At 62.4% G+C, this 23,897-nt stretch carries 20 protein-coding genes and 1 pseudogene; 9 read left to right on the forward strand and 12 right to left on the reverse strand.

The window, feature by feature from the left end; translation table 11 throughout:
- Positions 1-4 precede the first annotated feature (4 nt).
- Complete coding sequence (ddlA, locus tag AC3WKX_RS16985; protein ID WP_102604729.1) at positions 5-1,099, reverse strand: D-alanine--D-alanine ligase; 1,095 nt, start codon at positions 1,097-1,099, stop codon at positions 5-7.
- 43 nt (positions 1,100-1,142) lie between these two features.
- Positions 1,143-1,781 carry a LysE family translocator gene (locus tag AC3WKX_RS16990; protein WP_102368107.1) on the reverse strand — a complete coding sequence of 213 codons (639 nt, stop codon included), beginning with the start codon at positions 1,779-1,781 and terminating at the stop codon, positions 1,143-1,145.
- A 137-nt stretch (positions 1,782-1,918) separates the two neighbouring features.
- Between AC3WKX_RS16990 and AC3WKX_RS16995 the strand changes: the two genes are divergently transcribed.
- Positions 1,919-2,719, forward strand: coding sequence for an AraC family transcriptional regulator (locus AC3WKX_RS16995; protein WP_102604730.1), 801 nt, complete (start codon positions 1,919-1,921; stop codon positions 2,717-2,719).
- Positions 2,720-2,840: 121 nt separating this feature from the next.
- On the opposite strand, the gene AC3WKX_RS17000 is transcribed toward AC3WKX_RS16995, so the two are convergent.
- The gene (locus AC3WKX_RS17000) at positions 2,841-4,211 is read right to left on the reverse strand and encodes an MFS transporter (RefSeq protein ID WP_008437492.1); all 1,371 of its coding nucleotides are present in this window, start codon (positions 4,209-4,211) and stop codon (positions 2,841-2,843) included.
- Between the two features lie 121 nt (positions 4,212-4,332).
- Between AC3WKX_RS17000 and AC3WKX_RS17005 the strand changes: the two genes are divergently transcribed.
- Positions 4,333-5,217, forward strand: coding sequence for a LysR family transcriptional regulator (locus AC3WKX_RS17005; protein ID WP_102604731.1), 885 nt, complete (start codon positions 4,333-4,335; stop codon positions 5,215-5,217).
- Between the two features lie 164 nt (positions 5,218-5,381).
- Here the strand turns inward: AC3WKX_RS17005 and AC3WKX_RS17010 are convergent, their stop codons facing one another.
- From AC3WKX_RS17010 to AC3WKX_RS17025, 4 genes and pseudogenes are all read right to left on the reverse strand, one after another.
- Positions 5,382-5,957 carry a flavin reductase family protein gene (locus AC3WKX_RS17010; RefSeq protein WP_003214424.1) on the reverse strand — a complete coding sequence of 192 codons (576 nt, stop codon included), beginning with the start codon at positions 5,955-5,957 and terminating at the stop codon, positions 5,382-5,384.
- A 54-nt stretch (positions 5,958-6,011) separates the two neighbouring features.
- Positions 6,012-6,443: a methyl-accepting chemotaxis protein gene (locus AC3WKX_RS17015; RefSeq protein WP_371132413.1), complete on the reverse strand. Its 432-nt coding sequence runs from the start codon at positions 6,441-6,443 to the stop codon at positions 6,012-6,014.
- 108 nt (positions 6,444-6,551) lie between these two features.
- Positions 6,552-7,385 (reverse strand): annotated as a pseudogene (locus tag AC3WKX_RS17020) (PAS domain-containing protein); the annotation flags it as partial.
- A 49-nt stretch (positions 7,386-7,434) separates the two neighbouring features.
- On the reverse strand, positions 7,435-7,767 hold the full coding sequence (locus AC3WKX_RS17025; RefSeq protein ID WP_008437494.1) for a DUF2790 domain-containing protein: 333 nt from the start codon (positions 7,765-7,767) through the stop codon (positions 7,435-7,437).
- A 238-nt stretch (positions 7,768-8,005) separates the two neighbouring features.
- Here AC3WKX_RS17025 and AC3WKX_RS17030 point away from each other — a divergent pair, with 238 nt between their 5' ends.
- The 4 genes from AC3WKX_RS17030 (at position 8,006) to AC3WKX_RS17045 (ending at position 11,974) form a co-directional block, all read left to right on the forward strand.
- Complete coding sequence (locus AC3WKX_RS17030) at positions 8,006-9,334, forward strand: OprD family porin (RefSeq protein ID WP_102604733.1); 1,329 nt, start codon at positions 8,006-8,008, stop codon at positions 9,332-9,334.
- Between the two features lie 160 nt (positions 9,335-9,494).
- Positions 9,495-9,680, forward strand: coding sequence for a hypothetical protein (locus AC3WKX_RS17035; RefSeq protein WP_102604734.1), 186 nt, complete (start codon positions 9,495-9,497; stop codon positions 9,678-9,680).
- A 219-nt stretch (positions 9,681-9,899) separates the two neighbouring features.
- Entirely contained in the window at positions 9,900-10,574 is a 675-nt protein-coding gene (locus tag AC3WKX_RS17040; protein WP_003214417.1) for a heavy metal response regulator transcription factor, read from the forward strand.
- Complete coding sequence (locus AC3WKX_RS17045) at positions 10,571-11,974, forward strand: heavy metal sensor histidine kinase (protein ID WP_102604735.1); 1,404 nt, start codon at positions 10,571-10,573, stop codon at positions 11,972-11,974. The genes AC3WKX_RS17040 and AC3WKX_RS17045 overlap by 4 nt, the downstream gene beginning before the upstream one ends.
- 37 nt (positions 11,975-12,011) lie before the next feature.
- Here the strand turns inward: AC3WKX_RS17045 and AC3WKX_RS17050 are convergent, their stop codons facing one another.
- The 3 genes from AC3WKX_RS17050 to AC3WKX_RS17060 are packed head-to-tail and all read right to left on the reverse strand — an operon-like array spanning position 12,012 to position 17,546.
- The gene (locus AC3WKX_RS17050; RefSeq protein ID WP_102604736.1) at positions 12,012-15,173 is read right to left on the reverse strand and encodes a CusA/CzcA family heavy metal efflux RND transporter; all 3,162 of its coding nucleotides are present in this window, start codon (positions 15,171-15,173) and stop codon (positions 12,012-12,014) included.
- Between the two features lie 18 nt (positions 15,174-15,191).
- The gene (locus AC3WKX_RS17055) at positions 15,192-16,304 is read right to left on the reverse strand and encodes an efflux RND transporter periplasmic adaptor subunit (protein WP_102604737.1); all 1,113 of its coding nucleotides are present in this window, start codon (positions 16,302-16,304) and stop codon (positions 15,192-15,194) included.
- Between the two features lie 18 nt (positions 16,305-16,322).
- On the reverse strand, positions 16,323-17,546 hold the full coding sequence (locus AC3WKX_RS17060; protein WP_102604738.1) for a TolC family protein: 1,224 nt from the start codon (positions 17,544-17,546) through the stop codon (positions 16,323-16,325).
- 161 nt (positions 17,547-17,707) lie between these two features.
- On the opposite strand from AC3WKX_RS17060, the gene AC3WKX_RS17065 reads away from it, so the two are divergent.
- A complete protein-coding gene (locus tag AC3WKX_RS17065) occupies positions 17,708-18,382 on the forward strand; it encodes a heavy metal response regulator transcription factor (RefSeq protein WP_102604739.1) in 675 nt (224 codons plus the stop codon).
- A gap of 3 nt (positions 18,383-18,385) precedes the next feature.
- Here the strand turns inward: AC3WKX_RS17065 and AC3WKX_RS17070 are convergent, their stop codons facing one another.
- Positions 18,386-19,291: a cation diffusion facilitator family transporter gene (locus tag AC3WKX_RS17070; RefSeq protein WP_003214407.1), complete on the reverse strand. Its 906-nt coding sequence runs from the start codon at positions 19,289-19,291 to the stop codon at positions 18,386-18,388.
- A gap of 217 nt (positions 19,292-19,508) precedes the next feature.
- On the opposite strand from AC3WKX_RS17070, the gene AC3WKX_RS17075 reads away from it, so the two are divergent.
- On the forward strand, positions 19,509-20,879 hold the full coding sequence (locus tag AC3WKX_RS17075; protein ID WP_023659163.1) for a GntT/GntP/DsdX family permease: 1,371 nt from the start codon (positions 19,509-19,511) through the stop codon (positions 20,877-20,879).
- A gap of 106 nt (positions 20,880-20,985) precedes the next feature.
- On the opposite strand, the gene AC3WKX_RS17080 is transcribed toward AC3WKX_RS17075, so the two are convergent.
- Positions 20,986-22,269 (reverse strand): MFS transporter, encoded by a 1,284-nt coding sequence (locus AC3WKX_RS17080; protein WP_063033178.1) that lies wholly within the window; start codon positions 22,267-22,269, stop codon positions 20,986-20,988.
- Between the two features lie 189 nt (positions 22,270-22,458).
- On the opposite strand from AC3WKX_RS17080, the gene AC3WKX_RS17085 reads away from it, so the two are divergent.
- A complete protein-coding gene (locus AC3WKX_RS17085) occupies positions 22,459-23,877 on the forward strand; it encodes a short-chain fatty acid transporter (RefSeq protein WP_008437512.1) in 1,419 nt (472 codons plus the stop codon).
- Positions 23,878-23,897: the final 20 nt, after the last annotated feature.

Below are 23,897 nucleotides of genomic sequence, written 5' to 3' on the forward strand. Positions count from 1 at the left end.
ATCTTTAGCGGCTGATCTTCAACCCCTTACGCCCCGCATGCCGCTCCAGCGCCAGCTCGATCAACCGGCTCACCAGCTCGCTGTAGCTCATGCCTGCCGCCTGCCACAGCTTCGGATACATGCTGATGCGCGTAAAGCCCGGCAACGAGTTGATCTCGTTGATCAGCACCTCCCCCTCATCCGTCAGAAACACATCCACCCGCGCCAGCCCGGCACAGCCCAGGGTTTCAAACGCTTCGATAGCCAACGCACGAATACGCTCGCTGTCTTCAACGCTGATATCCGCCGGCACCACCACCTGGGCTGCCTGGTCATCGATGTATTTGCTGTCGTAGGAATAGAACCCGTCCCGCACCACGATCTCGCCACAGCCGCTGGCGATGGGATTCTCGTTACCCAACACGGCGCATTCGATTTCCCGGCCTTTGACCGCGGACTCCACCAGCACCTTTTCATCAAACCCGAGGGCCAGTTCTACGGCGGCATGATATTCAGCCTCGCTGCCCACCTTGCTCACCCCGACGGACGAACCCTGGTTCGCCGGTTTCACGAACATCGGCACTCCGAGTTTCTGCCGGGCTTGTTCGAAGGTGGTTCGCGCCGCCGTGCGACGGTTGAGGGTAATGAACGGCGTCACGGCAATCCCGGCATCGCGCAGCAGGCGTTTGCTGATGTCCTTGTCCATGCACACGGCCGAGCCCAGCACGTCGGAGCCGACAAACGGCAAGTCGGCCATGCGCAGCAGGCCTTGCAGGCAGCCGTCTTCGCCGAGGGTGCCGTGGACGATCGGGAAGATCACATCGACATGTTCCAACGAGGCCTGGCTGGCGGTTTCCACCAGTTGCTGGCTGGCCTTGCCCGGCACCACGGCCAGTTCACGATTGGATTGATTGAGGGCGATCAGCGCCGGATTTTCTTCGTTGAGCAGAAAGCCCGAGGTGTCGTTGAGGTGCCAGTGGCCGGCCTTGTCGATACCGATCAGGATCGGCTCGAAGCGCGAACGGTCCAGTGCATCGACGATGTTGCGCGCCGATTGCAGCGACACTTCGTGCTCGGCCGAACGGCCACCAAAAATAATCCCTACCCGCAGCTTGCTCATGATCGGCCTCACGTTTGAAAGTAAGGCTTCTTACCATGAGCCATCAGCGATTCGCTACCAGCGTGGCCCCGAACAGCACATAACAACCACCGGCAAACCGGTCCAGCCACTTGCGCGAGCGGGCATAGACGTTGGCCATCCGCTCACTGGAAAACACCAGTGCCACGCAGGAGTACCAACTGAATGACAAGGTCGCCATGGTGATCACGGCCAGGGTCAGCAGCGTCGGCGACGGTGACTGCGGCATGGTGGATGCAAAGATCGTCGCGACGAACAGCGCCGCCTTGGGGTTGGACAGGTTGCCCAGCAAACCCAGGCGCCAGGCGGAGAACAGTGAACGCCGAGGTTCGTCGGGCAACAGGTTCTGGGCCATCGACGGTGCCGAGCGCCGGAACAGTTTCAACCCCAGGTAAATCAGGTAGCAGCCGCCGATGATCTTGAACGCCAGGTACAACATGGGTGCTGCGGTGAACAGCGACTTGATCCCCAAACCGCCTGCCAGACCCCACATCACGGTGCCGGTGGCCACGCCCGAGGACGCCACCACGCCGTGGCGACGCGAGCAACTGGCGGCCAGTTGCGCGGTGTTGAAGAAGTTCGGGCCGGGCGTGACGACCGCGACGGTCCAGAGCAGGGCCAGCGAGACCAGAGGCGCCGCGTAGGCCGGATTGAACAATTCCATTTGGGATTCCGCCGAGGGCAGTGCAGGAATAAGGATCATATGCCCGGTACCCGCCCTGCACAATCGTACAAGACCCCGGCAGACAGCGGATTCAGACTGGGTTACCGTATTTCCATCTCTTTGCGCGACAACTCATCATGGCGACCAATATCGACTGGCTGCACCGCGCGCCCCACGCCAGTGGCCTGGAGCGTATCGAGGCGTATTTTGCCGGGTTTGGCTTCGACCCCCATCGCCACGACACCTATGCCATCGGCCGTACCCTGTTCGGTGTGCAGAGTTTTCACTATCGCGGCGGCATGACCCACAGCCTGCCGGGGCGGACCATGGTGATCCATCCCGATGAAGTGCATGACGGCTGGGCCGGCAGCGAGGAAGGTTTCAAATACCGGATGATTTACGTGGAGCCGGCGCTGATCCAGCAGGTGCTCGGTGGCAAGCCGTTACCGTTCATCCCCGGCGGATTGTCCAGCGACCCGTGGCTGTACCGCGCCAGTGAAGTGTTGCTGCAAAGCCTGGATTGCCCGATTGACCCGCTGCAGGAACAGGACGCGATGTTTGACCTGGCCCAGGCGCTGAATAACGCGTCGGGCATCACGGTGACGCGCAAAACCTTCGACTACCGGGCCGCCGAGCGCGCACGGGAATTTATCCACAGCGCCCTGGGCCGCCCGATCACCCTCGATGAGATGGCGGAATACGCCAACCGCGACCGCTGGGCGTTGTCGCGGGATTTTCGATTGTTGTTCGGCACCAGCCCCTATCGCTACCTGACCATGCGCCGCCTGGACCTGGTGCGCAGCCTGCTGGGCCAGGGCCAGTCACTGGTGGATGCGGCACTGACCGCCGGCTTCACCGACCAGAGCCACATGACCCGCCAGTTCCGCAGCACTTTCGGCATGCCGCCGTCGCGCTGGGTGAAGATGCTCGGGCGCTGAAATCCCGCCTTGAAACGCGATCAACCTGTGGGAGCGGGCTTGCCTGCGATAGCGGTGGATCAGTTAATAAATTGTTGGCTGACACTCCGCTATCGCAGGCAAGCCAGCTCCTACAGTTGAACTATGTCGCTGCCGAAATCGTATTCGACGCTGGAGCTCGTTCTTTAAGGGCCAACGCCAGCACCGCACCCGCCAGGGCAATCGCCGCGCTCCACCACAACGCCAGCTCAATCCCGCCCGCCTGCGCCGCGCCCGTCGACCCACCGGCGTTCGCCAACGACACCAGCAACGCCAGTCCCAACGCACCGCCAATCTGCTGGCTGGTGGACGCCATGCCTGCCGCCACGCCCTGCTCGCCCGGCCGGATGCCCAGCCCCGCAGCCACCCACATCGCCGTCCAGGTCATGCCCTGGCCAATACTCAGGATGAAAATCCCCGGCAGCAACGACCAGAACCCCGCCCCCGTCGGCAACGCCACACATACCAAAGCGATACCCACCGCGCCCGCCAACTGGCCGCTGACCAGGGTGTTGCGCAACCCCAGACGCGCCAATGAACGCTCCGCCAGCCAGATACCCGCGGTGCACACCAGCGTCGCCGGCAAAAACGCCAACCCCGCCTGCAACACGCTGTAGCCGTAGACCTGCTGGTAATACACCGCCAAAAAGTAGTACTGCACGCCAAAGCTGCTCATGAACACCGCCGTCAACACCATGGCCATGCGCAACTCGCGATAGCCCAACAAGCGTAGCGGCATCAACGGATCACGGCCCCGGTGTTCGATCCACCCAAACAACCCGAGCAGCACCAACGCCAGGGCCATGCAGCCCAGGGTTGACGGCGCCGCCCAGCCCCACTCCGGCCCCTGCACCAGGGAGAACACCAGCAAGGTGCCGCCCAGCGTCACGGTCAACGCGCCGCTGATATCAAAGTTGCGCCCGCGGGCCCGCTCGCCATCGGCGGGAATCCAGTAGCGCGCCGCCAGGGCACAGGCACCGGCCAATGGCACGTTCACCAGAAACACCGCTTCCCAGCCCCAGGCCTGGGTCAGCACGCCGCCGAGCAACGCGCCCAATGCCAGGCCCGCCGCAGACGCCGCGCTCCACACGGCAAACGCCCGATGACGCGCGGGCCCTTCGGCGTAGTGGGTGTTGATCAGCGCCAGCGTGGCCGGGAACAACAGCGCGCCGCCCACGCCCTGCACCGCCCGCGCCAGCACCAGCAGCAAGGCGCTGCCACCGAGCACCGCCGCCAGGGAAGACAGCGCGTACAGCGACTGGCCAAGCATGTACAAGCGCCGCTTGCCCAACAGGTCCGCCGCCCGACCACCCAGCAACAGGAAGCCACCAAACGCCACGCTGTAGGCACTGACCACCCACTGCAATTGCTGGGCAGAAAAACCCAGGTGGCTGCCGATTTGCGGCAGCGCGACAAACACGATGGTCGCGTCGAGGGCGATGATCAGTTGCGCGGTTGCCAGCAGCAACAGCATCCAGCCAGAGGGTCGAGAAGAAGACATCACAGCGTCCTGCCTGAAAATGAGAGGCGCCAGTTTCTTTCATGCCCAACAGATGATAAATACCCCTATCACTCTTTCAGTAATGACTTTAATCATGGATCTGAATGCTGTTCGCCTGCTGGTGCGCGTCGCCGAAACCCGCAGTTTCACTCGCGCCGCCGGAGACCTGGGGCTGACCCAATCGGGCTTGTCCCGGGCCATTTCCCGACTGGAAAACCAGCTGGGTGTGCGCCTGCTGCAACGCAACACCCGCAGCGTCAGCCTCACGCCCGACGGGCAGATGCTGTATGAACGCAGCGCGCCGCTGCTGGCGGAACTGGCCGAAGCCGAGCGGCAAATGCTCGACCGCCGTGCCTCACCGTCCGGTTTGCTGAAGATCAGCACGCCCTCGTTGTTTGGCCGCAAGGTGGTGATGCCGGTAATCGGCGAGCTGACCCTGCAATACCCCGATCTGCGCATTGAAGCGGTAATGACCGACCGCCTGGTGGACATCGTCGACGAAGGCTTTGACGCCTTGCTGCGCACCGGCGACATCCAGGACCAACGCCTGATCGCCCGGGCACTGCCACCGCTGCGCTGGGTCACCGTCGCCTCCCCGGCTTATCTCGCGCGTTTTGGTACGCCGCAGACCGTCGATGAACTCCAGGACCACAATTGCCTGACCGTACGTAACCTGCGTACCAGCCGGCTGGTGGACTGGCAGTTCATGCTCGATGGCAGGGTGCAGGACGTGAGTGTCGAGGGGCGGTTGATCTTTGATATCGGCGATGCGCTGGTGGACGGCGCGCTGGGCGGATTCGGCATCGCCCAGGTGATGGACTTTGCGGTGCGGGAAGATCTGGCGGCCGGGCGCCTTGTGCCCTTGCTGGAGGAATTTGCCGGGCGCAGTCGGGCGATATCGCTGGTGTATCCGCCATCGCGGCAGTACTCGCCGAAGTTGATGGCGTTTGCCGAGGCACTCAGCAAAGCCCAGTGGTAACACAACCTTTGTGGCGAGGGAGCTTGCTCCCGCTCGGCTGCGCAGCAGTCGTATATCTACCGACCAAGTGTATTGGCAGGAAACAATGGGACCGCTTCGCGCTCCAGCGGGAGCAAGCTCCCTCGCCACAAAACCAGGCTGTACCGGAAGAATTGGCACTGGGCTTAAAGCTGTCGCCCATCAATCGGCTCACCAATCGTCAGGAAATGCCCGCCCGCCACATGGTGCAAGGTACGCAGCGCATCCTGCCCTTCGAAATGCCAGCGACCGTCGCTGAATACGCGCTCATCAGCCTGGGCGGCCACCACTTCGGCGAGGAACAGATCGTAGGTCTGCTGGTTATGCGGTTCCGGCAGCAAGCGGCATTCCAGCCACGCCACGCAGCCTTCAAGCATCGGCGCTTCGGTGTGTTCGCCGCTGAACGTCTGCAAGTCATATGCGGCGAACTTGTCGGTCTCGCTGCCGGTGGTGTTGCCCACGGTCTGCACGATATCGGCCTGGGCCGCACACGGTACGTTGAGCACGAAAGTGCCGGCGCCTTCGAGCAGTTGCCGGGTCCAGGTGGCCTTATCCAGCACGACGGCGACTTTGGGCGGCTCGAAATCCAGCGGCATCGCCCATGCCGCGGCCATGATGTTGCGCTGGCCGTTGTGCGCGGCGCTGACCAGTACGGTCGGGCCGTGGTTGAGCAAGCGGTAGGCCTTGGACAGCGGGACGGGACGGCGATGGTTAGGGCTCATGGACGAAAGGCTCGGAAAAAAAACCTACGATACCTCAAGCATGAGCCCGGGTGACTAGCTGCTCAGTTGATTGGCGAATTGCCCTACAGCGCTGACCACTTTCTGGGCGCCGTCCTGGATCTCGACGATCACTGTGCCCGCCTCGGCCGCCAATGCCAGCCCTTGCTCGGCCTGCAGGCGGCCATCGGTCATCAGCGCCACTGCATCGCGGGCCATGTCCTGGTTCTGGCGCACCACGCCGACGATTTCCTCGGTGGCCTTGCTGGTACGCGACGCCAGTTGCCGAACCTCATCGGCCACCACCGCAAAACCACGGCCTTGCTCACCGGCACGGGCGGCTTCGATGGCGGCGTTGAGCGCCAGCAGGTTGGTCTGCTCGGCGATGCCGCTGATGGTCTTGACGATGCTGCCAATCACCTGGGACTGGGCGTTCAGCGCTTCAATGCCCTCACCCGCCTGCTCCATGTGCTTGGCCAGGTCGCGCATCACCTCCACCGCCTGGGTGACCACGGTGGTGCCGCGCTGGGCGCTGCTGTCGGTGTGCAGCGAGGTGCTGTAGGCGATGTTGGCCGCGTCGGCCACGGCCTGTTCCTGGTTGACCTGGTCGGTGATCACCGTGGCGAACTTGACCACTTTGTACAGCCGCTCGTTGGCGTCAAGCACCGGGTTATACGAAGCCTCCAGCCACACCACCCGCCCGTGACTGTCCACCCGCTTGAAGCGCCCCGCGACGAATTCACCGGCGTTCAGGCGCGTCCAGAACTGCTGGTACTCGACGCTGCCGGCATCCTGCGGCTCACAGAATATCCGGTGATGTTTGCCCTGGATCTGCGCCAGGCTGTAACCCATGCCGTTGAGGAAACGGTCGTTGGCCGTCAGCACATTACCGTTGAGGTCGAACTCGATCACTGCCGTGGAACGCACCAGCGCGGTGATCAGGTTTTCGTGCTCGCGGGACGCCTCGATAGTGCGGGTCAGGTCGCTGGAGTACATCGAAATATGCTTGATACGCCCGTCACTGCCACGCACCGGTTGCACGATGGAGCGCAGCCACGCCTCATTGCCGTTGCCGCGCATCAGGCGTACGGAACCGGCGAAGTGTTCGCCACGCACCAGGGCGTTCGTGAAGCGCAGTTGAAAGGTGTCGTGCTTGACGTGCGCCGGCACCAGATCCTCGATCAGGCGGCCTTGCAGCTGGCTTGCCTGGTAAGCCATCTCTTGAAGGAAGATGGCATTGACGGACTCGATGCGCCCTTCGGGATCCAGGGTCAGGGCCATCATTTCGCTTTCCAGGCTCTCCTTGACCTGCTGCAAACTGGATAATTCTTCGCGAAGAGCAGACAGCTCCTGCTTGAGACGGGTGTTGAACATGGAGGCACCGGTGGGCAAATGAGGGCGGGATCTGACCTGCATCGGCGCTGCCGGCATTTTCTTAAGAGAGCTTTAGCCCATTGCCCAACTATATTTTTTCAGCCCCTCAACTGCCGTTGTTACGGCAGATGCCCATCACTTGGTAGTGGAGCGTGTTGAGCTTGCCGGTGGAGTCTTCGTAGGTCATGCGTGACGGCACCGCGCTGCACGAGCGGATCGGCGGCGTGACATTCACCACCCTGGCAATGTCCAGCTTCATGCCGTAGCGATACACCAGCACCTCGGGCGCAGGCTTGCCCTTTCTGGCGGCGTAGGCGGCCATGGCTTGCTCATTGTTTTGCATCAATTGGGCGAAGGTGCGGTCGCCTCCACCTTCGGCCATCGCGCTGGCGGAAACGATCAGGGCCAATGCAGCGACAGTGGTTTTCAGGGTATTCATGAGGGCGTCCTCGTCTGACTTATTGAATTAAAAGTTCAGAGCAAGAATAACTAACCAAGCCTGTCGCAAAGTTCACCGAAAGATTACTTATCCGTTATGTTTTATTGAAATTCCAAAATTGTAATCTGTGCGCCACCTCGCCGTTATCTCGTGTTTGCAACTATCTGCCCGGGCGCCATCACAACAAGAATGCCCCATCGATAAGAAGCTGATAGCTGCCACTACCGAGGAGCGCTACATGAGCACTAACCGCACACTTTCACTCTCCATGATTGCCGCCCTGGCGGGGCTCACCCCGCTGTCAGGCATGGCCGTGGAAGAAAAACCCGAAGGGTTTATCGAAGGCAGCACCTTGAACGTGCTGGCCCGCAACTTCTACTTCAACCGCGATGACCGCAAGGGCCAGTCGAGCCCCACCGGCAATGGCTATTCCGAAGCCTGGGCCCAGGGTTTTATCGGCAAGTTCGAATCCGGATTCACTCAGGGTCCGGTGGGTTTCGGCCTCGATGCGTTTGCGATGTATGGCCTGAAACTCGACTCCGGCACCGGTCGCAGCGGCGGCAAGGGCTCGTTCGGCGTACTGCCGGTAGACAGCGACAACCACCCCGAGGACGGCTACAGCAAGCTCGGCGGCGCGGTAAAAGTGCGCCTGCTGGATACCGTGATCAAGGCCGGTGACGTGTTCCCGCTGACCCCGGTGGTGGCCTACGGCGACTCGCGGGTGTTGCCGGAAAGCTTCCGTGGCGTCACCGCGCAAAACACCAGCATTGACGGCTTGAGCTTGCAGGCCGGGCACTTGAGCGGCATGAGCCAGCCCACCCAAAGCGGCATGGATAAAGGCTTCGCGACCTTTTATGCGGGCAAGGTGGATTCACCCTGGATCGGCTATGCCGGCGGCGACTACCAGGTGAACAAACACCTCAGCGTCAGCCTGTACACCAGCCGCCTGAAGGATGCCTGGGACCAGTACTACTTCGGCAGCGCCGCCAGCTACCCGCTGAACGATGACGTGTCGCTGTTTGGCGACTTCAACTATTACAAGGCCGTGGACGAGGGCAAGAAACGCCTTGGCGAGTTCGATAACAACATCTGGAGCGCCAGGCTTGGGGTCAAGGTCGGCGCCCACAGCCTGGCCCTGTCGCACCAGCGCAACAACGGCGATGACGACTTTGACTACCTGCGCATGTCGGACTCGATCTTCCTCAACAACTCGATCCAGTACAGCGACTTCAACTCGCCCAGGGAACGCTCGTGGATGCTCGCCTACAACCTCGACATGCAGGCCTTCGGCATTCCTGGCCTGACCTTCATGACCCGCTATGGCAAAGGTACCGGCGCCGACTACAGCAACGCCAACAGCGTGTACATGCGCCGTGACGCGGCCGGCGACCCGCTGACCGATCAACGCCGCTGGGAGCGGGATATCGAGGCGAAGTACGTGGTGCAGGGCGGCAACTTCAAAGACCTGTCGCTGCGTTTGCGCCAGGCAACCGTTCGCTCAAGTGCCTTTGAGTCGGACTTGGAAGAAGTTCGGTTGATTGTCGAATACCCATTGGCAATTCTGTAAATGAACACAACGGCAAATGCTTACATTCATTTGCCGTTGACTAACATCTGTTCACAAATTGAAGCCTGTCAGAACTGTAATATGCGCCTCACCTTCTCGTTAAGTTGCGCTTCATATACTGGCCACAACTAACGGCACACGCCTTATTTGGAGACACGTCATGAAGCCATCCCGCCTGTTATTGATCAGTTTTCTCGGCGCCACTTCCACCCTCGCATTCGCCGACGACGGCGCCGACCGCTCCCGGCAGTTCCTCGCCGAGTTCCGCCAGCAACAGCAGCAGGTCCACGGTGAACAGTCCGTGGCCGAGACCGCGCCCGCCGACGCACAGAAGCAGTCGATCTGAACGGCGCACACCGAGCACATTCATCTCTGAAGCTTTTGTGTAGCTCCTTTGGAAAGAGATGAATTTTTAACGCCCCGGATGGGGCGTTTTTTTTGCCCGCCCGTTCTGCAACGCAACAACCAGTCACAAACTGGCTGATTGACCCTGTAGCTACTTCAGCCTTCAGGCTTCGGAAAATTCGAATTTCAGTCTCTCTCTATCAGTAAAAGGTAAACCCCCATGCGTATCCTTGTGGTTGAGGACGAGCAAAAAACCGCCGCCTACCTGCAGCAGGGCCTGACCGAAAGCGGTTACGTGGTCGACTGCGCCGCCAGCGGCGTGGACGGCCTGCACCTGGCCGGGCAACACGCTTATGAACTGGTGATTCTCGATGTAAACCTGCCGGCAAAGGACGGCTGGGAAGTGCTTGAGCAACTGCGCCGCGACAGCAACCAACGGGTGATGATGCTCACAGCCCGTGGCCGGCTGACTGACAAGATCAAGGGCCTGGACATGGGCGCCGATGATTACCTGGTCAAACCCTTCGAATTCCCCGAATTGCTGGCCCGGGTGCGTACGCTGTTGCGCCGCAGCGAGCACATACCGGTGCCGGAAGTCTTCCGCGTGTCGGACCTTGAACTGGACCCGCGCCGCCACCGCGCCTATCGCGGCACCCGGCGCATTGACCTGACCACCAAGGAGTTCGCGCTGCTGCATGTGCTGATGCGTCAGTCCGGCGAAGTGCTGACCCGCACGCAGATTATTTCCCTGGTGTGGGACATGAATTTCGACTGCGACACCAACGTGGTGGAAGTCTCCATCAGCCGCCTGCGGGCCAAGGTCGATGACCAGAGTGACGTCAAGCTGATCCATACCATTCGCGGCGTGGGCTATGTGCTGGAGGCCCGCCAATGAAAGCCAGCAGCCTGTCGATGCGCCTCGGGCTGACGGTGAGCCTGATGGGCGCGGGCCTGGTGGTGCTGCTCGCGACACTGGCCTACCTGGCGCTGACCCACGAGCTTGAGAAACTGGCGCGCAAGGGCCTGGAAAGCAAGATGGAGCAGATCCAGCACAGCCTCGCCCTCGGCCTGGACACCCGCGACATAAAGGCCCGCCCGCATTCGCTGATGGACCTGGTGATGGGGCATGACAATTTCTACCTGACCATCGTCGGCACCGCACCCGATGAAGCGGTGCTGCTGAGCGTCGGTGCCAAGCCACAGGAACCGTTGCTGACCGACTTCGCACCACGCCAGACCCTCGGTTACCTGAACTGGGACGACAGCAACGGTAACCAGGTGCTCAGCGCCTCCAGCCTGATGCGCCTGTCCAGCGGCGAACGCGTGCGGGTGCTGCTGTCCCTGGACCGCATGGACGATCAGGCATTGCTCAGTGCTTACCTGCGTTCCACGGTGATCGCCCTGCCGCTGCTGTTGCTGCTGATCGGCATCGGCGCGTGGTGGGTGGTGCAACGCGGGCTCGCACCGCTGCAACAGTTCAGCCGCGTCGCGGCCAAGGTCACCACACAGGATCTGACCCACCGCCTGGCTGTGGATAACTTGCCCAACGAGTTGGGCGAGTTGGCGCAGGGCATCAATTTCATGCTGCAACGCCTGGATGGCGGTGTGCAGCAGTTGTCGCAGTTCTCCGATGACCTGGCCCACGAGCTGCGCGCGCCACTGACCAACTTGATGGGCAAGGCCCAGGTGACGTTGTCCCGGGAGCGACCTCCCGAGGAGTACAAGGCGGTGCTGGAATCCAGCACCGAAGAAATGGAGCGGCTGGCGCGGATCGTTTCCGACATGCTGTTCCTGGCACAGGTCAGCCACCCGGCGGCGCGGGTTTCGTTTGCGCCCGTGTCCCTGGCCGCTGAAGCACGCCGGGTGATGGAACTGTTTGCGTTGAGTGCCGAAGACAAGCAACTGAGCCTGAGCCTTCACGGTGATGCCTCGGTGCATGGCGACCGCCTGATGATTCAGCGGGCGATTTCCAACTTGTTGTCCAATGCCATCCGTCATACGCCACACGCTTCCACGGTGTCGTTGCAGGTGGAAACCCACGGGCAGCAGGTGTCGCTCTCGGTGGGCAACCCGGGCCCGGGGATTGAAGCGCACCACCTGCCGAACCTGTTCGAGCGTTTCTACCGCGTCGACAGCAGCCGCGCCCGCTCCGAAGGGGGGACCGGGCTGGGGCTGGCCATCGTGCGGTCGATCATGACCCTGCATCAAGGCCTGGCAGAAGTCAGCAGCGAGCCCGGAGATTTCACTGTGTTTCGGTTGGTGTTTCCCCTTCATACCAACGCTATCTGCCAATAACCCATTGTGGTGAGGGAGCTTGCTCCCTCGCCAAAGGTTATTGGCCAGGCATCGGGCGGTCTTCCTGTTCTTCACGCCGGTGCGCCCAGTGATACAGCGCCGGCAATACCAGCAGGGTCAGCAGCGTCGACGAAATAATCCCGCCAATCACCACCGTCGCCAACGGGCGCTGCACTTCGGCGCCGGTGCCGGTGGCCAGGGCCATGGGGATAAACCCCAGCGACGCCACCAACGCCGTCATCAACACCGGGCGCAAGCGCGTCAGGGCGCCTTCGTTGATGGCCACCGACAATGAGCGCCCCTCTTCCCGCAGGTTGCGAATGAACGCAATCATCACCAACCCGTTCAGCACCGCCACCCCCGACAGCGCGATAAAACCCACGCCCGCCGAGATCGACAACGGAATGTCCCGCAGCCACAGCGCCATGATCCCGCCGGTCAACGCGAAGGGAATCCCGGTGAACACCAGCAGCCCGTCCTTGAGGTTGTTGAACATCATGAACAGCAACCCGAACACCAGCAGCAACGCCACCGGCACCACGATGCGCAAGCGCTCGGAAGCTTCCTTCAACTGCTCGAACTGGCCGCCCCAGTTGGTCCAGTAGCCCGCGGGGATTTTCACCTGAGTGTCGATGGCCGTCCCGGCTTCCTCGACAAACGAGCCGATATCCCGCCCACGCACGTTGGCGCTGACGATCACCAGGCGCTTGCCGTTTTCACGACTGATCTGGTTGGGGCCGAGCACCAGGTCCAGGCTGGCGACTTCCGACAGCGCGATAAAACCCAACTGCCCCGCCGCGTTATTCGCCAGCGCCGGGATCGGAATCAACAGCCGCGACAGGCCTTCGATATCGGTGCGCAGCGCATCAGACAAACGCACGACCATATCAAAACGCCGGTCGCCTTCGTACATCGTCCCGGCCTGGCGCCCACCCACGGCGACGGCAATCGTGTCTTGCACATCGCCCACGTTCAGGCCGAAACGCGCGGCCTTGTCGCGGTCGATATTGATGGTCAGCACCGGCAGGCCGGAGGTCTGTTCCACCTTCACTTCCGAGGCGCCCTTGAGGGTTTGCAAGGTCTCGGCGATTTCCCCGGCGGTCTTGTTGAGCACCGCCATGTCGTCACCAAACACCTTCACCGCCACGTCACTGCGCACGCCGGAAATCAGTTCGTTGAAGCGCAGCTGGATCGGTTGCGACAGTTCATACACGCTGCCCGGCACAATCGCACTGGCGCGCTGGATGTCGGCAATGATTGCCTCACGGGACTTCTTCGGGTCGGGCCACTGGTCCTTGGGCTTGAGCATCACGTAGCTGTCGGAGATGTTCGGCGGCATCGGGTCGGAGGCGATTTCCGCGGTGCCGGTGCGGGCGAATACCCGCTCGATTTCCGGCACCTCGGCCATCAAGGTCTTTTCCAGTTGCTGCTGCATCTGTACCGACTGCGTCAGGCTGGTGCCCGGCACCCGCAACGCTTGTTGGGCGAAATCACCCTCGCTGAGGCTGGGGATAAATTCGCTGCCCATGCGACTGGCCACCAGGCCCGACGCAACGATGGCCAGCACCGCCAGGCCGAACACCAGCGGCCGGCGCGCCATCACCCAATCCAGCACCGGCGCGTAGACACGGCGTGCGCTGCGCATCACCAGGTTTTCCTCTTCCTTGACCTTGCCGGTGACGAACAGCGCAATGGCCGCCGGCACGAAGGTCACGGACAGAATCATTGCCCCCAGCAGCGCGATCACCACGGTGAACGCCATCGGGTGGAACATCTTCCCGGCCACCCCGGTGAGGGCGAAGATCGGCAGGTACACCACCATGATGATCAGTTGCCCGAAGATCAGCGCGCGCCGCGCTTCCTTGGCCGCCGCAAACACTTCATGCAGGCGCTCGCTGCGGGTCAGCAATCGCCCGTGGCGCTGCTGGGCGTGGGCCAGGCGGCGGATGGCGTTTTCGACGATCACCACCGCGCCATCGACGATAATCCCGAAATCCAACGCGCCGAGGCTCATCAGGTTGGCGCTGACCTTGTTGGTAAACATCCCGGTAAAGGTGAACAACATGGCCAGGGGAATCACCATCGCGGTGATCAGCGCCGCTCGGATATTGCCGAGGAACAGGAACAGCACTGCCACCACCAGCAGCGCCCCTTCGAAGAGGTTTTTCTTCACGGTACTGATGGCTTTTTCCACCAGGTTGGTGCGGTCGTAGACGGTGACGGCCACCACACCTTCAGGCAGCGAACGGTTGATCTCTTCGAGTTTTTTCGCGACCGCCAGGGACACCGTGCGACTGTTTTCGCCGATCAACATGAACACCGTGCCCAGCACCACTTCGCGGCCATTTTCCGTGGCGGCACCGGTACGCAGCTCGCGGCCAATGTCGACCTGGGCGACGTTGCGCACCCGAATCGGCGTACCGTCGGAAGTGGTGATGACGATGTTGGCAATGTCGTCGATGGACCCGACTTGCCCCGGCGCACGGATCAGCAATTGCTCGCCGCTGCGCTCGATGTAGCCGGCGCCGACGTTGGCGTTGTTGCGCTCCAGCGCCGTGACCAGGTCGCCCAAGGTCAGGTTGTAGGCCGCCAGGCGCTTGGGGTCCGGGGCGATCTGGTATTCCTTGGCAAAGCCGCCGATGGTGTTGATCTCGGCCACCCCCGGCACGTTGCGCAGTTGCGGCTTGATGATCCAGTCCTGGATCACCCGCAGGTCGGTCGGCGTATAGGCTGAGCCGTCCTCCTTGCGCGCGCCGTCTTTCGCCTCCACGGTCCACAGGAAGATTTCCCCGAGCCCGGTGGAGATCGGCCCCATCATGCTTTCGATGCCATCGGGGAGTTGCTCGCGAGCCACCTGCAAGCGTTCGTTGACCAGCTGGCGGGCGAAGAACAGGTCGGTGCCGTCCTTGAAAATCACCGTGACCTGGGACAAGCCCGAGCGCGACAGCGAGCGGGTCTGCTGCAAGCCCGGCAGCCCGGCCATGGCGGTCTCGATGGGAAAGGTGATGCGCTGCTCGGTTTCCAGCGGCGAAAAACCCGCCGCCGCCGAGTTGATCTGCACCTGGACGTTGGTGATATCCGGCACGGCGTCGATGGGCAATTTCTGATAGCTGGCGATACCGACACCGGCCATCAGCAGCACCGCCAACAGCACGATGATGCGCTGCTCGATGGCGAATTGGATAAGGCGCTCAAACATGGGAAATCACTCGCAGGATCAATGGGCGTGCTCGGCCGAGGCCTTGCCCAACTCGGACTTGAGGATGAAGCTGCCGGCGGTGGCCACCTGCGCGCCGGCGTCGAGGCCCTGGCGCACTTCGACGAAACCGTTTTCGCTGACGCCCAGTTCGATATGCCGGGTCATGAAGCCGTCGCTGGTGCGCACGAACACCGAGGGTTTGTCCTCGACGGTCTGGATCGCCTCCTGGGGGACGGTGACCTTGGCCGGGTAGGTGTCGGTGGCGACCTGCACGGAAACGAACAGCCCTGGACGCCACGAAGCGTCGGGGTTCGGCACCGTGACGCGTACGGTGGCGGTGCGGGTCTGCTCCCCCAGTAAGTTGCCGACATAGGCCACGGTGCCAAGTACTTCGGTGCCCATTTCCGAGGACGTGACCTTCACCGGTTTGCCGACCCGGACCTTGTTCAAATCCTTGGGGAACACGCCGAAGGTGACCCACACCTGGGACAGGTCCGACAGGGTGAAGGCGTTGCTGGTCTCGCTCACCACCTCGCCGACACCCAGGTGTTTTTCCACCACCACGCCGTCGAACGGCGCTCGCAGTTCGTAGCGATTGCCGCCGACCAATACAGCGCTGCCGCTCAGGGCATTCATCTTTTGCCGGGCATTGTTCAGGGCGATTTCGGCCTCTTGCAGCGCCTGGCGCGCCAGCAGGTAATCCTGTTCGGCGGAGATCCTGTCCTGCCACAACTGGCGCTCGCGCTGGAAGGTGGTGCGGGCCAGTACCACCCGGCGCTCACTGGCCGCCAGTTCACTGCGCTGATCGGAAATCTGCTGGCTGGCGATCACCGCGAGCAGCTCGCCCTTCTTCACCGATTGGCCGAGGTTGACCTTCACCGACTCCACCACGCCGGCAGCACGCGGGACGATGTGGGAGGTGCGGTCTTCGTCGAAACGCACCTCGCCCGGCAGCGAAAGCACAGTGCTGATCTGCCGGGATTGCGCCGGGGCCAGTTGAATACCGGCGGCCTGGACCTGCTGTTCGGTCAGCTCGATCTTGCCTTCTTCTTCCGCCTCTGCCGCACCGCTGATGGCCGGCCACGCCAGCATCAGCGCAACGGCCAGCGCCATCCTGTGTTTGTTGTTCATGGAACGCTCCTGAAAAAATCAAAACCGGGCGAGGTCGCCGTAAATCCGTTCGATGCGCACCCAGGCTTCGGTGGCCTGGGCGGTCGCCGCGAGGTATTGGGTGCGGGCCGCAATCAAGGTGCGCTGGGCGTCGAGTACGTCGAGGAAGTTGAACTTGCCCATCTCGAAACCGCGGGTGGCGCTGTCCACCGCGCTTTGTGCGGCGGGCAGGATCTGTTGGTTGAACGAGCGCACTTCGGTATTCGCGGTTTGCCAAAGGTCCAGGGCCTGGCGGGTTTCGGTGCGCAGGCGCAGTTCGGCGGCGTTGCGCAGGTCGCGGGCCTGGTCGGCACGGCGACTCGCGGCCAGCACGTTGCCCTGGTTGCGGTTGAACAGCGGGATTGGCATCGACACGCCCACCACGTTGACCCGCTCACGCACGCTGGCGTCGTATTGGCTGCCGATGGACACGTCGAGGTCGGGAATGCGCTGGGCTTTTTCCAGGCCCAGGGCCGCTTCGCCCTGGACGATTTGCAGCTCGGCCAGGCGCAGTTCGGCGGTCTGTTCCAGGCGCGCCAGCAGCTGCGCGGGCGACGGTAATGCCGGGGCGGCCTGGGCTTGGGTGGCGACGGCCTGGAAATCGGTGCTGGCCGCGCCAGTACTGGCCGCGAGGCGCCGGTAGGCATCGCTCAGGCCCATCTGCGCGCGGTTGAATTCCAGGCGGATTTCCGAGAGTTGCACCTGGGCGCGGGTGGCTTCCACCGGGGACGTTTTGCCGGCGGTGACGCGACCATTGGCCACCACCAGGCCGCGCTCGGCCAATGCCAATGAGCGCTGGGCCAGGTCGAGGCGTTCCTGAGCGCGAAGTGCGCCGTAGTAACCGTCGATGACCTCCGCACGCAGACCGTTGCGGCGCTGTTCCAGGGTGAGTGCGGCCGCCTCCTGGGCACGGGTGGCGACATCAATCCGGGCGCCGCGCTTGCCACCCAGTTCCAGGGTTTGGCTCAGTTTCACGGTGGTGGTGCGCGAGTTGCGGCGGGTGTCTTCGGCATCCCAGGAGGCCACCGGATTCGGGATCAAACCGGCCTGCTGGCGACCGCCTTGGGCGATGTCGATTTCCCACTGCGCAGCGGCCATGTCGGGGTTGTTGGCGAAGGCGGTTTGCAGGGCCGATTCGAGGGTCAGGGTTTGCGCGTTTGCGCCCTGGACCGTCATCAGCAACAGCACCGAAGCGCCGATAAACGTGCGGACAAAAGTTGGCATAACAAGAGTTCCATGCCCATGAATTAACAGGTGGGCAATGTAACTTTCGGTACTTATCAGAGGAGTGGCCAGAACATTACAAATCCGTTAGCAACGGCTCTGGCGCGGGCTTTTGCTTTAAGCTCCGGGCAACTTTTCCACTGCCCAGCGGGATCCTCGACATGCGTATTCTGGTTATCGAAGACGAACCTAAAACCGCCGATTATCTACATCAGGGATTGAGCGAAAGTGGCTATATCGTCGACTGTGCCGCCACCGGCGCCGACGGCCTGCATTTGTCTCGCCAGCACGCCTACGACCTGGTGATGCTCGACGTGAATTTGCCGTTGATGGATGGCTGGGACGTGCTGCAACGCATCCGCCAGAACAGCAGCACCCGCATCATGATGCTGACCGCCCAGGGCCGCCTCGCCGACCGGATCAAGGGCCTGGACCTGGGCGCCGATGATTACCTGGTCAAGCCGTTTGAGTTCCCCGAATTACTCGCGCGGGTGCGCAACTTGATGCGCCGCAGCGTGCATTCGCCGGTGCCGGATGTGTTGCGGGTGGCCGACCTGGAATTGGATCAGGGCCGCCACCGGGCGTTTCGCGGTTTGCAGCGCATCGACCTGACCACCAAGGAGTTCGCCCTGCTGCACCTGCTGATGCGCCAGAGCGGCGTGGTGCTGTCGCGCACGCAAATTATCTCGTTCGTGTGGGACATGAACTTTGATTGCGACACCAATGTGGTGGAAGTGTCGATCCGCCGCCTGCGGGCGAAGATCGATGACCCGTTCGAGCGCAAGTTGATCCATACCTTGCGCGGCGTGGGTTATGTGCTGGAAGACCGTGAGTGACGCTCAAGCGTGCACCTCGTCGTGCTCGTCATGCTGAAAACCTTCGCCCTCGATCTGGATCGTGGCGTGGGAAATATCGAATTGTTCATGCAGTAACTCCGTCACCTGGCTGAGGATCTGTTGCTCGCTGCCTTGCGCCGAATCCGCCACCAGATGAGTACTCAGCACATTTTTGCCGCTGGTGAGGGCCCAGATATGCAGGTCGTGCACGTCCTTGACCCCGGGAACGCCGCGAATCGCCTGCTCCACCTTGTCGATATCAATGCCATCCGGCACACCTTGCAGCAGCACGTTCATGCTTTCCTTGAGCAGCGTCCAGGTGCGGGGCAACACCCAGAAGCCAATCGCCGCCGCCACCACCGAATCCACCCAGCCCCAGCCGGTGTACATGATCACCAACGCCGCGATGATCACGCCGATGGAGCCGAGCATGTCGCTCCAGACCTCCAGGTAAGCGCCCTTCACATTCAGGCTTTCGCCGCTGGCCGCACTCAGCAATCGCATGGAAATCAGGTTGACGATCAGCCCCAGCACCGCGATCACCAGCATGCCGGTGGACTGGATCTCAGCGGGCGCCTGCAAGCGTTGATACGCCTCATACAGGATGTAGAACGCCACGCCGAACAGCAGCAGCGCATTAAACGCTGCCGCCAGGATCTCGAAACGCGCATAGCCGAAGGTGCGCTTGCGGTCGGCGGCGCGCTTGGCGACCTGGATCGCCACCAGGGAAATCCCTAGCGCCAGGGCGTCGGTCATCATGTGCGCGGCATCGGACAACAGCGCCAGGCTGCCGGTGATAAAGGCGCCGATCACCTCGGCGATCATAAAGCTGCCAGTCAGTGCCAATGCGATCCATAACAGCCGTTCGTGGCCGGCGCGTACCTGGGCGTGGCTGTGTCCTGCGCTCATGAAATATCCTCGTGGGTGGTCGTCCGGTTGATCATAGAGCTATAGGCCAAAACCACCGGCACGAGTTGCAAAATTGTCATCTCGCCGTCAGCTGGGCGTTAAGCCATGCGCACCAAAATTGAACATGAACGCTCTGGAACCGTTGTATCAGGTATGCTTTTCGAGCAGGAAACAAAAAGAAACATATTAGCCAACCTGTTCGATAAGGAGTCCCGTTTTGGAGTTATCGACTGCCGCGTGGATGGTTCACGACACCCGCCTCATGTTCTGCGTATTACTGGCCATCGCCAGCATCATTGTGTTGATCAGCGCGACCAAGCTGCCGCCCTTCCTGTCGATCCTGATCGGTACGTTTATCGCCGGTGTCGGCGCGGGCTTGCCGCCGGAAGAAGTGGCCAAGGCCTTCAGCAAAGGCGCCGGGGCGATTCTCGGTGAAGCCGGGATCATCATTGCCCTGGGCTCGATGCTCGGCGCGTTGATGGCCGAATCCGGTGCTGCCGACCGTATCGCCACCACCCTGCTGGGGTTGGGCAAGGGCAAGTCATTGCCGTGGGTGATGGCGCTGGTGGCGATGGTGATTGGCTTGCCGCTGTTCTTCGAAGTGGGCCTGGTGATGATGGTGCCGATCATCTTTGTGATGGCCAAGCGTTCGAACCAGCCGCTGCTGAAAATCGCGATCCCGGCGCTGGCGGGGATGACCACCCTGCACGCTTTGATGCCGCCGCATCCGGGGCCGCTGATTGCGGTGGGCGCATTGCACGCCGACCTGGGCCTGACCATGTTGCTGGGCTTCTGCCTGGCGGTACCGGCCGTGATTCTGGCCGGCCCGCTGTACGGCAACTGGCTGTCCAAGCGCATGCACGTGGACGAGCCGGCCGACATTGGCGCGCTGTTCAGCGCACCGCCCAAGGCGCCGCGCCAGCCGAGTTTTGGTGTGTCGCTGCTGATCATCCTGTTGCCGGTGATCCTGATGCTCGGCAGCACCCTGGCCAAGGTTGCCATGTCGCCGGAAAGCCCGGTGGCACTGACCTTGAAGTTCCTCGGTGAGCCGTTGATCGCGCTGGGCCTGGCGGTGATTGCCGCGGTGATCTGCCTGGGCTGGGCCAGCGGCATGCCGCGGGCCGATGTCGGCAACACCCTGCGCAAGGCGCTGGCGCCGATCGCGGTGCTGTTGCTGACCATCGGCGCCGGTGGCGGGTTGAAGCAAACCCTGCTGGATGCCGGCGTGAGCCAGACCATCAGCAAGGTGGCCGAAGGCGCGCACATGCCGTACCTGTTGCTGGCCTGGTTGATTGCGGTGGCGCTGCGTCAGGCCACGGGGTCGGCGACCGTCGCCACCACGACAACGGCGGGCATCCTGGCGCCGATGATGGCGGGATTGGCGGCGACGCAAAGCTCACTGGTCGCCCTGGCGATTGGTGCCGGCTCGGTGTTCTTCTGCCACGTCAACGATGCCGGCTTCTGGATGGTGCGCGAATACTTCGGCTTGCAACTGAAGCAGACGATCTGGGTGTGGTCGGTGTTGCAGACCATTGTGTCGGTGGTGGGCCTGGTGGGCACATTGCTGATGTGGCACTTCCTGACGTAATGATCGTTCCCACGCTCCGCGTGGGAATGCATCCCGTGACGCTCCGCGTCACACAAGCGGACGCGGAGCGTCCAGGGAGTCGTTCCCACGCAGAGCGTGGGAACGATCAGGTAGGTTGGCGCTTGCCAAAATGCGCCGCACTCACTGCGCCCACCGCGCCCATCACCACGCAATACCCCACGCAGATCCACGGGCTGGTCGGCATCAACGCGATCAACATCAGCGGCGTGGTACTCGCCCACAGCGCATAGGCAATGTTGTAGGTGAAGGAAATCCCCGACACCCGCACCTGCGCCGGGAACAGGCTGACCATCACCGACGGCACCGCGCCCACCACCCCGCAACTCAAGCCGGCAATTGCATACGCTGCGCCCAGCCACACGCCACCGGCAATCAGGCTCGCATAGAGCACGGCAATCCCCACCGGCAGCAGCAGGCTGTAGACCAACACCGCACGCCAGGCGCCGATGCGGTCCACCAGCAGCCCGGCCAACACGCAACCGATATTCAGGAACACGATGCCCAACGCGCTCAGGGCGAAGGTGTGGCTGGGGCTCATGCCGAAGGTTTTCTGCATCATGGTCGGGGTGATCACCACCAGTACGACGACGGCCGAGGTGAGCACGCAGGTGAGGATCATCGCCGGCAGCAGCGCGCTGCGATGTTCCCGCAGGACGGTACGCAGCGGCAGTTCGGCGCCGGCCTGGCGACGGGCCTGCATTTGCAGGAACACCGGGGTTTCGCTGAGCCAGCGCCGCAGCCAGACACCGATCACGCCGAACACGCCGCCGAGCAGGAACGGGAAGCGCCAGGCGTAGTCGAGGATTTCGGCCGGGGTGAAGACTTGCGCCAGCAGCGTCGCCGTCAGCGCGCCGAGCAGGTAGCCGAAGGTCAGCCCGGCCTGGAGGAAGCCCAGGGCATAACCACGATGGTTGTCCGGAGCGTGTTCGGCGACAAACACCCAGGCGCTGGGCACTTCCCCGCCCACTGCCGCACCCTGGAGGATGCGCAGCGCCAGCAGGATCAACGGTGCGAAATAACCGATTTGTGCGTAGGTGGGCATGATGCCGATCAGCAGGCACGGCAGCGCCATCATCAGGATGCTCAGGCTGAACACCCGTTTGCGCCCCAGGTGATCGGCGAAGTGCGCCATCAGGATTCCGCCCAGCGGGCGTGCCAGGTAGCCCGTGACGAAGATGCCGAAGCTTTGCAGCAGGCGCAGCCACTCGGGCATTTCCGGCGGGAAGAACAGCTGGCTGAGTGTCAGCGCGAAAAATACGAAGATGATGAAGTCGTAGATTTCCAGGGCCCCGCCCAGGGCAGCCAGGCCCAGGGTTTTGTAGTCGGAGCGGGAGAAACGCTGCGCCTGTGGATAAGAGGTGGCAGTCATGGAAAAGCTCGGCAGACAAACAAAATGGCCTGCAGGTTATGAGCTGGGCCCGGTGATGGCAATCTCGCCGGATATATTTGCTTTACTCATTGATCAATGAAGATAACTACATTCCCAAATGAATAGCCGTAGAGGAACATGCAGCAAAACTGCCGCCCCCCATAATAAATACAAATAGAGGTACTGAACGTGGCCGATGCTATCGAAGACAGCCGCTACGCCCGATTCGCCCTGCGTTGTTCAAACTTCGCCGAGCGCTGGTTCCCTGACTCCTGGGTGTTTGCCGCCCTCGCCGTGATCATTGTCGCCGTGGCGACCCTGGGCATGGGCGCCGCGCCGACCGAGGCCGCCAAGGCGTTTGGTGACGGTTTCTGGAGTTTGATCCCGTTCACCATGCAAATGGCCTTTGTGGTGATTGGCGGCTACGTGGTCGCCAGCTCCCCGCCCGCCGTGAAATTGATCGACCGCCTGGCGCGCATCCCGAAGAACGGCCGTTCTGCCGTGGCCTGGGTGGCGCTGATTTCGATGGTCGCCTCGTTGCTCAACTGGGGCCTGTCCCTGGTGTTCGGTGGTTTGCTGGTGCGTGCGCTGGCCCGGCGTACGGATTTGCGCATGGACTATCGCGCGGCCGGTGCTGCGGCCTACCTCGGCCTGGGTGCCGTTTGGGCGCTGGGGCTGTCGTCGTCGGCGGCGCAGTTGCAGGCCAACCCGGCCAGTTTGCCGCCGTCGATCCTGTCGATCACCGGGATGATCCCGTTCACCGACACCATCTTTCTGTGGCAGTCCGGCGTGCTGTTGCTGGCGCTGATCGTGGTGTCGCTGATCATCGCCTACGCCACCGCGCCCGGGCCGAACTCCGCCCGTGACGCCAAGGCTTGCGGTATCGACCCGGCCTTCAACATGCCCAAGCCGCAACCGCCGACCCGTCCGGGCGAGTGGCTGGAGCACAGCCCGTTGCTGACCATCCTGCTGGCGTTGCTGGCCGCCGGTTGGTTGTTCCATGAATTCTCGACCAAGCCGGCGATCAGCGCGATCTCGGGGCTGAACACCTATAACTTCCTGTTCCTGATGGTCGGTGCCTTGCTGCACTGGCGCCCGCGCAGCTTCCTCGACGCGGTGGCCCGTGCGGTACCCACCACCACCGGGGTGCTGATCCAGTTCCCGTTGTATGGCTCGATTGCGGCGTTGATGACCGTGGTGAAAGGCAGTGACGGCGCGACCCTGGCGCACCATATCTCGACCTTCTTCACCTCGATTGCGTCCCACGACACCTACGCGCTGTTGATGGGCGTGTACTCGGCGGTGCTGGGCTTCTTTATCCCGTCGGGCGGCGGCAAGTGGATCATCGAGGCGCCGTACGTGATGCAGGTCGCCAACGACCTGGAATATCACCTGGGCTGGGCGGTGCAGATCTACAACGCCGCCGAAGCGCTGCCTAACCTGATCAACCCGTTCTATATGCTGCCGCTGCTGGGCGTGCTGGGGTTGAAGGCGCGGGACTTGATCGGCTTTTCGTTTGTGCAGTTGCTGGTGCATACGCCGCTGGTGTTGTTCCTGCTGTGGGCGTTGGGCACGACGCTTAAATATTTGCCGCCGGTGATGCCTTAATTATCTGAAGCTGCACCCGC

Source organism: Pseudomonas sp. GP01-A4, assembly GCF_058780865.1.